The 15,448-nt window shown below is 51.2% G+C and carries 13 protein-coding genes; 6 read left to right on the plus strand and 7 right to left on the minus strand.

The features are described 5' to 3' along the window. Positions 1–454 precede the first annotated feature (454 nt). Positions 455–1,297: a hypothetical protein gene (locus NATSA_RS09440; protein ID WP_210511999.1), complete on the minus strand. Its 843-nt coding sequence runs from the start codon at positions 1,295–1,297 to the stop codon at positions 455–457. A gap of 227 nt (positions 1,298–1,524) precedes the next feature. Beyond that, positions 1,525–2,514 carry a D-cysteine desulfhydrase family protein gene (locus NATSA_RS09445; protein WP_210512001.1) on the minus strand — a complete coding sequence of 330 codons (990 nt, stop codon included), beginning with the start codon at positions 2,512–2,514 and terminating at the stop codon, positions 1,525–1,527. 304 nt (positions 2,515–2,818) lie between these two features. Between NATSA_RS09445 and NATSA_RS09450 the strand changes: the two genes are divergently transcribed. After that, positions 2,819–3,058 (plus strand): DUF2249 domain-containing protein, encoded by a 240-nt coding sequence (locus tag NATSA_RS09450; RefSeq protein ID WP_210512003.1) that lies wholly within the window; start codon positions 2,819–2,821, stop codon positions 3,056–3,058. Here the strand turns inward: NATSA_RS09450 and NATSA_RS09455 are convergent, their stop codons facing one another. The 4 genes from NATSA_RS09455 to NATSA_RS09470 form a co-directional block, all read right to left on the minus strand. Further along, positions 3,059–3,508, minus strand: coding sequence for a PGPGW domain-containing protein (locus NATSA_RS09455; RefSeq protein WP_210512004.1), 450 nt, complete (start codon positions 3,506–3,508; stop codon positions 3,059–3,061). A 26-nt stretch (positions 3,509–3,534) separates the two neighbouring features. Further along, positions 3,535–4,155: a peroxiredoxin gene (locus tag NATSA_RS09460; RefSeq protein WP_210512006.1), complete on the minus strand. Its 621-nt coding sequence runs from the start codon at positions 4,153–4,155 to the stop codon at positions 3,535–3,537. Between the two features lie 233 nt (positions 4,156–4,388). Then, the gene (locus tag NATSA_RS09465) at positions 4,389–4,982 is read right to left on the minus strand and encodes a phosphatidate phosphatase App1 family protein (RefSeq protein ID WP_210512008.1); all 594 of its coding nucleotides are present in this window, start codon (positions 4,980–4,982) and stop codon (positions 4,389–4,391) included. Positions 4,983–4,985: 3 nt separating this feature from the next. Then, the gene (locus NATSA_RS09470; protein ID WP_210512010.1) at positions 4,986–5,417 is read right to left on the minus strand and encodes a hypothetical protein; all 432 of its coding nucleotides are present in this window, start codon (positions 5,415–5,417) and stop codon (positions 4,986–4,988) included. A gap of 234 nt (positions 5,418–5,651) precedes the next feature. On the opposite strand from NATSA_RS09470, the gene NATSA_RS09475 reads away from it, so the two are divergent. The 5 genes from NATSA_RS09475 (at position 5,652) to NATSA_RS09495 (ending at position 13,145) form a co-directional block, all read left to right on the plus strand. After that, positions 5,652–5,927, plus strand: a complete 276-nt coding sequence (locus tag NATSA_RS09475) for a GlsB/YeaQ/YmgE family stress response membrane protein (RefSeq protein WP_210512011.1) — start codon at positions 5,652–5,654, stop codon at positions 5,925–5,927. A gap of 78 nt (positions 5,928–6,005) precedes the next feature. Continuing rightward, positions 6,006–6,653 (plus strand): hypothetical protein, encoded by a 648-nt coding sequence (locus tag NATSA_RS09480; protein ID WP_210512013.1) that lies wholly within the window; start codon positions 6,006–6,008, stop codon positions 6,651–6,653. A gap of 9 nt (positions 6,654–6,662) precedes the next feature. Further along, positions 6,663–10,136 carry a CotH family protein gene (locus NATSA_RS09485; protein ID WP_210512015.1) on the plus strand — a complete coding sequence of 1,158 codons (3,474 nt, stop codon included), beginning with the start codon at positions 6,663–6,665 and terminating at the stop codon, positions 10,134–10,136. Between the two features lie 74 nt (positions 10,137–10,210). Continuing rightward, on the plus strand, positions 10,211–11,395 hold the full coding sequence (locus NATSA_RS09490) for an MFS transporter (RefSeq protein ID WP_210512021.1): 1,185 nt from the start codon (positions 10,211–10,213) through the stop codon (positions 11,393–11,395). A 346-nt stretch (positions 11,396–11,741) separates the two neighbouring features. Next, positions 11,742–13,145 (plus strand): tryptophanase, encoded by a 1,404-nt coding sequence (locus NATSA_RS09495; protein ID WP_210512023.1) that lies wholly within the window; start codon positions 11,742–11,744, stop codon positions 13,143–13,145. Between the two features lie 241 nt (positions 13,146–13,386). Here NATSA_RS09495 and NATSA_RS09500 read toward each other — a convergent pair whose 3' ends face one another. Next, positions 13,387–15,411 (minus strand): fibronectin type III domain-containing protein, encoded by a 2,025-nt coding sequence (locus NATSA_RS09500; protein WP_210512024.1) that lies wholly within the window; start codon positions 15,409–15,411, stop codon positions 13,387–13,389. Positions 15,412–15,448: the final 37 nt, after the last annotated feature.

Raw genomic sequence — 15,448 nt, forward strand, 5'->3', positions numbered from 1 at the left:
GCTAAGGTAATGTGGTAATCTGTTGGTAGAAAATAACTAAGTGTCCATATGCCAAAGATGTATAACATCAGAGATGTTACATCTGTTCAGATAGTGAATATGTTTAAAATACGCATTCAGTGAAAGCCGGCACAATTTTCTGATCCATTCATTTTATTCAGGTGTTTAGTTTTTGTCTTGTGTTGCCACATGACCGAAGGTCACTAAGTGAAATGCCATGACAGTTTTATTCATACGCCTGTGTGCCAGGGCTTATGCTCTGCCATGGGTATTTCTCAACGACTCTGTTGTGTTATCTATGGCAATTCCTGCAGACCGCAATAGATAGACGTACCTCTCCGGTCACAAATAAAAAAAAGGCGAAACCAGTAACATATCCGTCCCGGAATCGCCTTCAAATTTTGCTTTTTTCTTAAGATAAAGAGGAGATTATTTTGTCATCAGCAATCGAAAATCATAATCGGCAATCATCGGTGTTGATGAAATCTTCATCCCAGCAAACCTGTTCACCGCCATGGTAAGCAGGACTCTGAATGTATCCGTAACCGTCTTCATTATTCCAGACTACTTCTGATTCTCCGGACTCGAAGACATCCCAGAGTGTAAGTGTGCTCATATTGCCATCCCTTTCATAGAGATAGCGGGCATCTTCCTCTTCGTAACCAAGATCAACCATTGTGGTTACTCCGTCCTCAAGGACATAATCCACGTTAAAGACGGGCTCATCTTCAAAGAAATCGTAGAGCTGCCAGGAGCCGCCCGAACCATCAAGATTGATCTGGGAGGCAATAAGCAGGGCATTATCCAGATCCTCGTCTGTTCCTTCCGTAGTGTATCGGAGTTCCCAGTGGCGTACGTCATTTCTGTCTTCGGCAGTAACGGTCATGGTCATTGATTCCCCTTCAGCTGACATACTCCACTCCCAGCACCACTTGTCGTCACACATATCGGGTTCTCCCCAGGCTTCCTGCTGGAAAAATGCCTGTGGAAGCTGCCCCATGGTTTGAAACCACACCTGAGCAAACTGGGCGTACAATGCCGCCTGTTCAAAAGCCGGCATATCTTCATTAATCATGACGTCCAGTGCATCATCAGTGGATTTCTCTCTGACAGAAAATCCTCCTGCATTGAAATTTTCAGCATTTTCAAATACGGAAAAATCCATTTCCACATCTTCAACGGTAGGCGGTTCCGGGGCTTCATCGAGATCCGGACCGGTGGGACTGTCATCGTCGCAGCTCCAGACCAGAAAGAGCAGCATGAAACTACTGAGCAAAACGATACTTTTGTGTAACATATTAAGCTTCTGTTTTTTGAGTTTTTCTGATTTAGGCGTTAAAAAATCTAAACGACAAACTTCAAAAAAACTATCCAAAAAACCAAGTATATAACGTTAAGATCTAATAATGTCAACGACCTGAGGGGCTGGGAACCTCTTACTGACCGTATGCCTGCTTTGTATTATCGCAGAATTGACCGATGGATCTTCAAGGCCCGGAAAGGTCTGTTCATCAGACGCGAAGGTCATGACAACAGTTCATCGGCATAAGCAAAAAGAGCCGGTGTGCCCCCCGTATGCCAGAACAGTACGGTCTCGTCACGGGTGAATTGCCCTCGGGTTATCATGTCGATAAGACCGCTCATTGCCCGGCCTGAATAAACTGGATCAAGCAGTATTCCTTCATGACGGGCCGTCAGTGCAATGGCCTGTCGCTCCGGATCTCCGACGACACCATAACCGCTGCCCAGGTAATCACTCCGGGAAACCACATCGCTGCCTGAAAAACCGCCCTGCACTCCCAGAAATTCAGCCGTCTGCTCTGTGAGTTCTAACACCCGCTCCGAAAAAGTCCGGTCATCGCTTCCGTTTTTGTCAATTTCAACTCCGGTTATTTCGAAATCCCTGCCCAGAACCTTTTTCCCCACGATCAGTCCGGCCTGTGTTGCACCTGAACTGGAAGCAAATATGATATGGTCAACGTGTGCATCAACATCCGCAAGCTGGGTATCCAATTCTTTAAGTGCTTCCGAAAAAGCGGCCGCCCCAAGTTCATTGGACCCGCCGTACGGAATGACATAGGGTTTGTATCCCCCGTATTTTAATTCTTCAACAACTTCCGGCACGGTTTCGCCTTTTCTGAAATCTCCCGAAAAATGGATTTGAGCTCCTAAAAGCTGATCCAGCAAATAGTTTCCCGCTGCCTGTGAAGGTTTGGATCCGCCCAGTACAAGATGACAATCCAGACCGCAAACAGCCGCGGCAGCTGCCGTCTGCCGGCAATGATTGGATTGTATCGCACCTGCAGTAACCACGACATCATAATTCCCGGACAGCGCATCTGCCATCAGAAACTCAAGCTTTCTCGTCTTGTTGCCTCCCATAGCAAGTCCGGTCAAGTCGTCCCGCTTCATCAACAGCCGGGGCCCGTCCAGATATCGGGACAACCGGTCAAGTTCTGTGACAGGGGTCGGGAAGTGACCCAGCATTTTTCTGGGTAATGAATGGTGTGCCATTGCATGCAGCTTCGTGGATAAGTAGTTCTGCATGTGCAATTTAAAGAAACAAAATGTTGCTGTCATGCATAATCACTGATAATAGAAATCAGTTCGCACCCGCACAAAATTGCCGGGGATTTCCCGCAGTCAGTATTAAACCGGGAAGGTGAAAAATTACAGCCCGCACCGACCGGAAATCGCAGTTGCAGGTATCTCAAAAATTAATTAAGATATAATAGTCTTAAATCTATTTCGTATTACTACCGGCAGCTCCATGGCTGCACCCCGCAAACCGGTATCAAACAACTAAAACAGAATTATTATGCTCACAGAAGAAGCCATCCTCGATGTTCGCGATATGACGTGTGAAACACGCTGCCCGATGCTGCTTGAAACTTTTTCTAATCTCAATCCGGGTGAGTCATTCGTAATTGTACACACATTTGAGCCTGTTCCGCTTAAAAACAAGCTTGAAACCGCTTCTGAGTTCGGGGTAGGATGGGAACGGCTCGAACTGGGCCCCGACTTCTGCAAAGTCAGAATCAGCAAAACCGTGACGTAATCATGTTTGTTTATATTCCAGCTCGACCGGGCTTTTCCCCGCCTTTTGTCTCAGTCCGTTCATTGCATTCAAAATGTGCTTTTGCGACACCAATTTATGGACAAGCTGACTTTTCCCCGGGAAATTGGTCAGCAACAAACCTGCTATAATAGTCAGGATTCCCTGTCCGGGCAGAATGAGCATGATCACCCCTGCCGCGATAAGCACCAGACCCAATCCGTTTTTTATCAGCGTGAGTAACAGGGCAAGTACCGGATGACCGGCTGTTATGAGCGGCACCGGACGCAGATGCCGGATGAAATAATCATCAGGAATCCGGATGATCATCCAGGGTATCACCACCATCGATGATATGATCACAGCCACCGAAAATCCTGCCATCGACCACAATACCACTTTGTGTTGTCTGAGCCATTCCAACAAGTCCTGTAATTGTGCCAGCTCTTCCATGCCACTGTGGATATATCATATGGTGTTTACCCGGATTTCATCTCCTTTATAGCTGCTATGACAACTTCACTGTCGACTGAAACGTCCACATCACTATCAACATAAGCGATATTGCCATCCTCATCAATGATGAAGGTCCAGCGGTCTGTTGTGACCTCACGGGTCAGCTCTTTTTCTTCGCCTTCCACTTCGATGGTGAAAGTACCGCCTTCTCTGACAGGTACGCCAAAAGCCTCGGCAATGCTTCCGTCAGAGTCGGATAAAAGCGGATAGTTCAGGTTATTGGCCCGCCGGAACAGATCGAGGTTTTCAACGCGATCACCGCTGATACCAACGACACTGGCACCCAGCTCGCGCAGTTCTGCGTAATGGTCCCGAAAACTGCACGCCTGATCGGTACATCCACCGGTCATTGCAGCCGGAAAAAAGAAAACCACAAGTATCTCACCGAAGTGATCAGAGGCTTCCCATTTCTCACCTTCATGATTCACAGCAGAAAAATCCGGAGCCGGATCACCTGGGTTGAGTCCGGAAACCTGAGCCTGCACTGATGAACTGTTCCAAACAAAAAGTACTGCTGCAACCGTCACAGCACAGATGAGCCGATTCGAAACAGCGAAATACGGGTTTTGGGAATCTGATTTCATATTCTGGTTTATTTATTCTTAGCATTAACCATTGTAACATCCGGACAACCGGAGCAAAACCACCAAAATGCCTGCATGCATAATGCACTTTCAGTATGCACCTACAGGCACATTAGCAATAAAACCATCAAATTGCATAAATCGTTGCGTGCATCTTCCTGATTTTTACTGTGCTGCCGGCCTCTGTAACATCAGCCCCGGGATCACTCCTCCTGTCCGTCCGGACTGCCGCTTTACTCCTTCGGTTGCTCACGGACAAAGGTTTCTGCAGATATGACGGTCATACCTTCAAGCCGTTCCGGATTCCGCTTCCGGTCATTGACAACATCCCGGATATATATCTCCACTACCTGACCGGGAAACAACGAGGCAATTTCCCTGTAAATCTCGGGGTCACGTTCCCCCGAATCACCCACCAGTATAAACTTCCGATCCGGGAAATCACTCAATATGTCACTTATCTGCCTGAGTTTTTGGTTGTGCGTCACCATTTCATCTGTTATCAGCTCCCTCAATTGCCTCCAGGTCACGCGGCTGCCGAAGTTCTTGGGCGTGTATTTCATATGAAAGGTTCCGGGCGGAAAACCCGCTTCATGAATCAAAAACCGGTACAGGGGTCTGTAAAACTGCCAGGGCGTGCCTGATACGTAATGGAATGCCGCATCATGCCATTCACCGTAGCGGCCGGACATGCCCGGCGCTGCCTGATACTCTTCGAAAAATGTTTTTCGGACCACAAAGTCACGCCCCATCGGCATGCCGGTTATTTTTATGGTGTCATCGATATCAGAAATTACAGAAAGACCTTTGGATGCTGTCAGCCTCACTTTTCAAGTCCCCTGATGATCATCCGAAATGACCACGATATCCAGCCAGCCATCTTCTGCCTCCTGTGCCTGCATGATTTGCCTGGCATGCGCTTTTGCAAGTGTCAGAAACCCCTCAGTAATCCCGTTGCGATTTGATTCCGGATAACCGCCCTCATCATCACGTATCCGAAACTCTTTCTTTTCCAGATCACCACGAAATATAAACACGACGCTCTGACCGGACTTGCTGTCCGCAAGAAAATCCGTAATCCGGTGCCTGAACACCACTCGCTCCTCTCTGCCTATGTCTCTCACCACGTCATAGAGCCGCGGCAGCATGCGGTCCAAGTACTGCCTCTGCTCCAAAAAATATACCCTCATGGGGATAACCCACTGGTCGCCATCAGAATACCCATAGGTGTTATATATGATGACCTCCTGCTTGTCTTCCATTGAACCGGATTCAGACCTGCACTGACTTGCACCAGCCAGAACTGCGCCGCAGATCAGTACGGTGATGATCATGTTAACCGGCACTTTCATATTCCCTCACTCTTTTTGTGAATACTGTTAATTTACCTCAAAAATGAGTCATACACTACTCAGCACTTCAGACCGATTCACTTTTACTTTATCCCCGTATCGGCATATCTTAGGAGAATACATCTTTCAACTAAATTTACCACTTTGGGCTTTATAGATTTTTTACTGCTTCTGCTCATCGCCGGAATTTGCGGCTCGATCGGACAGGCCATCGCCGGATTCAGCCGGGGTGGCTGCATTGTGTCCATCGTTGTCGGTTTCATCGGAGCGCTTCTCGGTTCCTGGATGAGCGGCCAAATGGGACTTCCGGAATTATTCAATATCCGTATCGGCGATACAAACTTTCCGGTCATCTGGTCCATCATCGGTTCTGTGGTATTTGTAGTGATTGTTGGTCTGCTTTCTCCAAGAAAATGGTAACCGGCCTGTACCTGATGAACAGCTGCAGCACCGTTCATCCCATCCCTTCTCAGTTTCTTTTCCAATCCCGGATGCATCATGATACATCTGTACAAAACCCCCGTTTTGTGTCTCGTCCTGCTGATTGCCGCAGGTTCACTGCAGGCCAGGCAACCTGACGATTCCGAATCAAACCCGCTGGAGCGCAGCGGACGCAATGCTGTTTATGTGGAAATGCTGGGCAATGCGATCAACCTGCTCAGCATCAACTATGAACGCTCACTGCAGGACAACCTCCACGCGCGTATCGGCTTCTCCTACTTCGGCTTTTCGGATGAACTGCGGTACGAAGACCGCGGCGATGATCTGTTTGTCGATGTCTTCTCGATACCGGCTTCGGTCAGCTACACACTGTTCGAAGGGGTGCGGCAGCTGGAACTCGGACTCGGACTCACCTATGTCGGTTTCAGTTTCAATGGCGGACCCTATGATCTCGGCTATGAGGATGTCGAGCTCGGCAACCGCTACCGGGGACTTGCCCTCACATCGATCATCAGCTACCGGGTTTCCGTCAGTGACTATCTGTTTCGAATCGGCCTCTACCCTTACTATATGATTACGATAGACAGTGAGCTCACCGGTTTTTTTCATGAACTGGATGATCGCGGCGCCATTAATCTCAATGATTTTCTCGACCTGAGGGGATTCCAGTGGATGCCCGGACTCAGCTTCGGCAGATCGTTCTAATCCAGCGTCATGATCCGATTCGTCTCACTTACCCGATTCTCTGCAACGATATTTCGCTCCGCTGCGATTGCGCTGATATTTATGGCTGCCGTTCTGCTGCTGGCCGTCACTGCAACAACCTCACCGGGAACAGGATTAGCGCTTAACATCAACGCACATGCTAACGGTACGAACAGTGGCTCCAACAACGCACTATCCGCCACCCCAAAGGTTTACATCAACGAAATCCTTGCCACCAACCACAACGATATAGAGGATGAGGACGGAGACAACGTCCCCTGGATTGAGCTGTACAATGCTGAGTCCGAGCCCGTGAACCTGCATCAGGTCGGCCTTTCCGACGATCCCGACCGCCCCTGGCGATGGCAGTTCCCCGACGTCACCATCGAACCGGGTGAATTCATGCTGATTTTTGCTTCCGGGAAGGACCGCAGAGACCCCGACCGCCAGCTCCACGCCAATTTCCGGGTCAGCCGTGACGGCGAACAGATTTCACTGACGGATATCAACGGAAATACCATCGACCTGGTGCCGCCCATCCCTATGGAACCCGATATTTCATACGGGCGGCTGCCCGACGGCTCCGACCATTTTCAGTTTTTCCGCTTCCCGACGCCGGGACAATCCAACGAATCTGACGGTTTCCTTGAAGACATCGACCCGCCCGGGTTTTCCCGTTCCGGCGGATTCTACCATTCCGGATTCGATCTGGAACTGACCGCCGGCCCGGGTGATGCCGAGATCAGATACACGCTTGACGGCTCGCTTCCCGACACAACCAGTCCCCGCTACACCGGGCCCATCCGCATAACCGACCGCAGTTCCGAGCCGAACAATCTCTCGATGATCAAGACCTCGCCGCCGGGCATCGTGCCCACTACCGGATTCCGCTGGATCGAGCCGCTGGAAAATATTTTCAAAGGCACCGTAGTCAGGGCGCGGGTATTCCGGGAAGGCGCCCGACCCTCACCGGTCGTCACACACTCCTACTTCATCGACGACCAGGGACCCGACCGCTATCATCTTCCGGTGGTATCCGTTGTCACTGATTCGCTGCATCTGTTTGATTACGAACGCGGCATTTATGTGCCTGGAAAGGTCTACGACGACCGGGCAGAAGGAGCGGATGACAGCCACCTGATTGGGAATTTCAGTGAACGCGGCCGTGAATGGGAGCGTCCGGCCACTTTTGAGCTGTTCGATGAGCACGGAAACCTGGAACATGTACAGGATATCGGAATACGGATTCACGGTGGCGCCTCGCGGTCGCTCTCCATGAAATCACTGCGTTTTTATGCGCGCAGTGATTACGGCGAGAACAGAATCAACCACCGGATTTTTCCCGACCTGCCTTATGACAGTTACAACCGTCTGATCCTGCGCAATTCCGGACAGGACTTTTTTGTGCGATCAACAATGTTCCGGGACGCCTTCCTGCAGGAGCTGGTGCGGGATTTCAATTTCGACACGCAGGCGTACCGGCCGGTTATCGTATTCATTAACGGTGAGTACTGGGGTATTCAGAATTTCAGGGAGCGGTACGACACCGACTACCTGGCCCGGAATTACAATGTGGATGCCGGACGCATTGACATGCTTGAAGACAATGCCGAAATCCAGGAAGGCAGCAACGAGCACTACAATGAGATGCTCGACTATATCCGGGAAAACGACATCACCCGGGACCATCATTACGAACACATTACCACGATGATCGATGTCGACAATTTTCTGGACTACATCAGCACCCAGGCGTTTATCCGCAATATCGACTGGCCCGGCAACAACAATGACTACTGGCGGTTGCAGACTGAGTATGACCCGGATGCACCGCCCGGACACGACGGCCGCTGGCGCTGGATGCTTGTGGATACCGATGCCGCATTCGGAGGGCTGAACCCGTTCCGGGTAACCAGTTATGATATGATGAACCACATGACCAACCCGAATTACGGTAACTGGCCCAACCCAGCCTGGTCCACATTTCTTATCCGGGAGCTGCTTGAAAACGAAACCTTCCGCAACGACTTCATCAACCGCTCGGTGGATTACATGAACTCCGTATTCCATCCCGAACATGTCATTTCGCTCATCGACAAGTTCGAGGCCAACCTGGAGCCGGTCATCGAAGAACACATAATGAGGTGGGGTCAGATTGAATCAAAGGAACGATGGCGGTTTTACATCGACCGGATGCGGAAGTTTGCCGAAGAGCGCCCGCAGTATCACTTCGAACACATCGCGAAGTATTTTGACCTGAAAGGAACTGCTGAGCTGACCATCGATGTCTCCAGCCTGAAAAAAGGCCGGGTTCAGATCAACAGTCTGAAAATCGACGAACATCTCGAGGGTCCCGCTTCCTCTGAAAACACGTATCCCTGGAAAGGGACTTATTTCCGGGAATTTCCGGTCACGCTCGTCGCCCATCCCTACGACGGATACCGGTTCTCTCACTGGGAAGGCAAGGGTGTCAGCGACGGATATCCCGAAGACACGCTGCAGGTCAGACCGAGGGGCAATATGGAAATCAAAGCCGTATTTGTCCCGGGCGAAAGAAGCAAGGATCGTTACCCGGAACCTCACCAGCTCTCAAATGATGCATACTTCCTGGAAACGTGGGATGCGGATGAAGAGCCGGGCTCCTATCCGGAAAACATGGTTTTCATGTACATGGAAAACCATGACCCGCGTGATGATGATGAAGTGGCAGGATTCACCTCCGGACCTTATAACTCTTCTATCGGCAGCAGAATAAACGGGCTGGGCTCCAATGGTTTCTCTTTTCTGAACACATCTGAACCGGATATTGACGGTTATCCCGGAAGGCGTTTGGGAGCGGCATCGCTGGCCCTGGACACGAGGGAGATGAAGAACATCAGGGTGAGCTGGACCGGCGGCACGGTTGAACCGGGATCAAAGCGGTATGGCCTGCGGCTTCAATACCGGATAAACGGCGAAGGATCTTTTCAGGATGTCACCGATGAGCACGGTGACCCGGTCACCTATGAAGGAAACGACGAATCCGGCCACAGCCTTGATTTTGAACTTGTCGAACTTCCGGGAATTCTGGAAAACAAACCCTATGCCGAAATCGCCTGGCGATACTATTATACCGGTGATGACAGGGATGAGGACGGTCACGACCGGGACGAACTCCGGGTTGGCGGCATTCATGTGAAGGGCGATCCGCTTCTGATGCACGATGGCGAACCTGTCCGGGATCATGGCATCCTCCCCAATTATCCGAATCCATTCAATAATTCCACAACTATTCAGTTTACTCTGCCCGAAGAATCCAGGGTGAGTATCACTATTTATGATGTCAACGGCAGGCGTGTGAAAACACTCCGCGACAACGTCCGGCTTTCTGCCGGATACCACAGCTTCCAGGTGGATGCCTCCCGCCTGGCAAGCGGCATGTATATCTACAGAGTTGAAACGCCTGATTGGACCGGGCACGAGAAAATGACAATTATCCGGTAAAGCTTTTTCTCTAATACAAAATTTCTCTATAATTAGCGGAAATTTCATATCTGACACCTGCAACATTTACTTTCATGTCCGGATTCCATCCGCAAAAAGTATTTATTTCGGCATGCTTTGGAATGCTCATCTATGGCATCGTCATGACGGTGCTGGGTTCTATTCTTCCGTCGGTGATTCTCAAGTTTGATCTGGACAAGGCCGATGCCGGGTCTCTTTTTGTGATGCTCAGTTTCGGAATTGTCGGTGGATCCCTTGTTTTTGGTCCGCTTGTAGACCGTTTCGGATACAAGCCGCTGCTGACCGCAAGTGCCGGTCTGATCATTCTGACGTTTCAGGGTATTGCCCACGCACCATCGGTTTACCTGCTCTATGCTGCCATCTTTTGTACCGGTTTTGCCGGCGGAGCCATCAACGGCGGGACCAACGCCCTTGTTTCCGATATCAGTGAAGGTCGCCGCGGTTCACGACTTACCTATCTCGGTGTATTTTTCGGAATCGGGGCTTTTGGCGTGCCACTCCTGCTCGGCTCCCTGCTCGACCGCTTCTCCTACGAAGCAATTATTTCAACGGTCGGCGCCATGATCGTGCTGCCACTGCTGCTGTTTTTGGTACTGCAATTCCCGCGCCCCAAACACAACCGCGGCTTTCCACTGACCGAAAGCGCCGGCCTGTTCCGGCAGCGGCCCCTTATTCTATTTGGATTTGTGCTGTTCTTTCAGGGCGGACTCGAGATGTCCATGGGCGGTTGGTCAGCCACCTATTTTCTCGAGGTTCACGAAGTTGCCTCCCGCTATTCCGTGCTGCTTCTGTCACTTTTCTGGTTCGGCCTGACACTGGCACGATTTTTCCAGGGCCGGATACTTCTGAGCATGTCCGGATCGACGGTGCTTGATATCAGTTTTGCGCTGTCCCTGGCCGGATCACTTGTATTGCTGCTTTCCGGCCACACCGGGATCGCCGTGGCCGGTCTGTTTGTAGTCGGCATCGGCTTTGCCGCCATCTTTCCGGTAATTCTCTCCTTTGTTGGTGAAATGTATGCCCGGCTTTCCGGAACCGCATTCAGCATCGTCTTTGTCATTGCCCTCGGGGGTGGCATGAGTGTCCCATGGCTCATTGGCATTCTGGCTGACCGGATCGGGCTGCAGACGGCAATGATGATTATCCCCTTTTGCGTTGCCGGCGGATTTATAGTATATCGCGTTGCGATGAGATATCAGAACCGGTCAGAAGTTGTATCAGCCGGAGAAACGGCATGATGTTTTGGCATTTCTGTTTTTAATCATGCCACTTTAGATTCAGGTCATCGATTACTCACGATTCAGGGTGTACGAATACCCTGGTTGTCCGGACTCTGGATGTTCTGATACCCGGGTTGATCGGACCCCGGGTGTTTGGATCCCGAAGTGTTCACGACCCCGGGTGTTCGGATCCTCAGGTGTTCACGTCCCCGGGTGTTCGGATCCTCAGGTGTTCACGTCCCCGGGTGTTCAGTACCCTGTCCGGCCATGGATATTTCATCAGAAAATGACGATAATCCGGTAGTATTCTGTAACCTGTTGCGCTGAATGTTACTGACATCCGCCACCACAACTCCCTGCCACCATGACTTTGTCCCCGCTGGATAGCAAAACCATAATTGAACCGTTCCGCATCCGGTCTGTTGAGCCGATTCAATTTACCGATATGGAGGAGCGGAAACGGCTTTTGAAAGAGGCGCGATGGAATCCATTTTTGCTGAAGGCCGAAGATGTGCTCATAGACCTGTTAACCGACAGCGGGACCGGGGCGATGTCTTCCCGCCAATGGTCGGCCATGATTGAAAGCGACGAATCGTATGCCGGTTCCTCATCCTACTACAAATTCGACTCAGCTGTCCGGGACATCACCGGTTTCAGGCATGTCATCCCGACACATCAGGGCCGCGCTGCTGAAAATATTTTGTTCAGCCTGATGGTGTCCGCCGGTCAGAGTGTCATTCCCAACAACACCCATTTTGATACGACCCGTGCCCATGTGGAGCACAAGGGTGGTGAGGCCCGGGATTTGCTGATCGCCGAGGGCTACCGTCCGCAGACCGATCATCCATTCAAGGGGAACATGGATACCGATAAACTGGAGTCGACGATACGTGACGTCGGGGCAGACCGCATCCCGGTCATCATGCTTACGGTTACCAACAATTCCGGAGGCGGTCAGCCGGTCAGCATGGCAAACATCCGTGAGGTATCCCGCATTGCCCGGAAGTACGGCATCCCCTTTTTTCTGGATGCCTGCCGGTTTGCGGAAAACTGCTGGTTCATCAAAACAAGAGAACCCGGTTTCGAACATTCGTCGCCCATTGAGATTGCCAGGGAGCTGTTCAGCTACGCCGACGGCTGCACCATGAGCGCAAAAAAGGACGGCATGTCAAATATTGGCGGTTTTCTGGCACTAAATGATGATGACATGGCCCGGCAGTGCCGCAGCCTCAGCATTTTGACGGAGGGGTTTCCGACGTATGGCGGCATGGCCGGTTATGATATGGAAGCCGTTGCCGCTGGCTTGCATGAAGCGCTCGATGAGGGATATCTGCGCTATCGCATCCGGTCCACCGCCTATCTCGGTGAAAAGCTCACGGATGCGGGAATCGCCATCATCCGGCCAACAGGCGGGCATGCGGTTTACATCGATGCCCGGGAGATGCTGCCACACATCCCGTCGCTGCAATATCCGGCCTGGAGTCTTACCAACGCTCTTTATCTGACCGGCGGCATCCGGGCTGTGGAGATCGGAAGTGTGATGTTCGGATTGCAGCCGGACGGCACCGAACGCGAAGCGCCGATGGAGCTGGTGCGGCTGGCCATTCCCCGGCGCGTCTACACGCAGAGCCATATTGATTATCTGGCAGAGGTGGTCATTCACACGTACCGGCAGCGGGAACATCTTTGCGGTTATCGCATTACTGATGCTCCGAGTGTGCTGCGCCATTTTTCGGCTGAGCTGGAGCCGCTGGAAGGTGATCAGTGATCAGTAAAACAGTGTATCATGTTTTATAAAACAGTGTATCATGTTTTATGCGTGTATTTCCGGATCCCTTTTGTGTCGCCAGATATGATTGCTTGATCGGAATGTAATCATGTCATGTGCATGTATATCTTGGTATAGATCCGGGTACCTGTTATTTCGCCAGATACGATTTAATGACCGGAAGTCAATCATGTGTTCGTATACCCTGATGCCAGTCCTGTCATGAGTATTTCATGCAGAATCAATCCCGTGCCTGCCGTGCTGATCCCGGGCGGCTGCGGTTGCCCGATTCATCGACGGCAAGAACGCGGTACCACAGACCCGCTTCCCCGTCAGGATCAACCAATTCGGTATCTTCGGTTATTTCGTCGGTAATTTCTTCATATACCCCGTTGGATAACGTCGCCCGCTTTACCACATAACCATCAAGATCCCGCGCCGGTGAACGCTCCCAGGTAACACGCACGCCATCATCCGTTTCATTGGCCTGTACATTCCGAACCGACGGCGGAGGATTTTGATCCCGGACATGCAGTTCTTCGGCATGAACCGGTTCGCTTTCGTTTCCGACCGAATCCACCGCTGTGGCGTGGTAATTGTAGACCAGTCCGGTCTGAATATCTTCATCCTGAAGAAACCGTCGTCCGCGAGGACGTTCCGTCACGGTTGTATCACCCGTTTCCGAGACTCTGTAGACATTATAGGAAGTAACCGATGTCGATGCAGAGGCACTCCAGCTTAGCTGCGCCCGGTTTCCGCTACCCAGATCCGCCTGCAGCGTGGCCGGCGGTTCGGGTGGAGTCAGTACCGGCATTTGCTTGACGATAAACACGGTATCACTGCGCAATCCCTGCCTGTTGGCGGCAACGACTCCGTATTCATAGTACCGGCCTTCTTCAAATCCTTCACCGGCCACCCCCTGATCTACCAGCCTCGTATCGGTCAGCTGCCCCTCGTTGATCTGGGAGAAGGCTTCATCACTTTCTCCTTCATGACTGTAGGGGCGTCGCAGCACAACATAGGTGTTGAACAGCGTATCCTGTTCCGGATTCTGCCAGTCCAGCTCAATTACCATTTCCTCTTCATCCACTGAAGCGGAAAGATCTGCCGGAGTAGGGGGATAATGGACAGCAATGATGTTTTCGATTGCCGGATTGCCCGGTTCGCTACGTATGCCTGATTCTGACTCGGCAATGACGAAGTAGTGATAATGATAGCCGGATTCCAGGGTGCGGTCTGTAAACCGCGGATCATCAACATCGATCAGTTCATCGTTCAGATATGTGGTGTCTTCGGTCTGGGTATTGATGCGCCTTACATGATATCCGGCAACTCCCGCATCCGAACTCACAGGCCATGTTAGCTCCACCGTTCCGTCAACAACAGTGGAAAAAACTTCCAGGATGGACTCCGGCTGCCGCTTATCCACCAGCGACACCTCAACCGGGTCGGCAAGGATTCTGTTTTCACCAGTGATATCAAATGCAGCTACAGCAAACTCTGCGGTTTCGATCTCACGGTCTACAGGGAACCGGTACTCAAATTCCGTTTGTCCTTCCAGACGCAGACGTGACTCTTTCGTTACTTTTTCGAAATACTCCTCATTTTCGGGCTTCATATAAACCTCAAAACGTATCACGACCTCATCGTCCGTTCCTGTTCCGTGAGCGGGATACTCCCAGCGGACGGAGACATCCCTGCCCTGGCGCTTGATTTCTTCCATTTCGGGCGGGTCGATTGACAGGGGTTCGAGAACAAGCTCCTCTTCCAGTTCCCGTCCGGTCGGTTCACCCCGCTGGTTGACCATCTCAAAACGGTATCGCACAGATTCTTCCTTGACAGGATCCTCATCCACATACAGCATACCCATAGCCCGGGCAACTTCGGGGAACGTAAATGCAAGCAAACCGCGGTCAAATGCATTTCCCCGCAGAAAGAAAAATACCTCCTGAGGGGTATCTGCATCTTCGAGTGCCGACTCTATATCGGAATACATATCACCTGTCATTCTGCGGAATTCATTGCCGCTGCTTGCCGGGTACACAGGTTCTTCGGTCAGTCTGACCTCTTCCCCGTCGTGTTCACGGTAAACATGATAACCATGTCCAAGTGGCAGCACCATATCCTCATCATGATAGATGTACGCATCATCGTCGGGAGTGAGCACACCAATTAGCGTCGGATCTTCATCCGGTGCGATCTGTGCCCGGGCCGGAATAACCACAAGGCCGCTCAGAATAAGCGAAACAAACATGATTTTGATCATATGGCTTTTCGCCCGGTTTTCAATACGTATTTTTGAG

The organism is Natronogracilivirga saccharolytica, from assembly GCF_017921895.1.
In the GTDB taxonomy this organism is placed as follows: Bacteria; Bacteroidota; Rhodothermia; order Balneolales; family Natronogracilivirgulaceae; genus Natronogracilivirga; species Natronogracilivirga saccharolytica.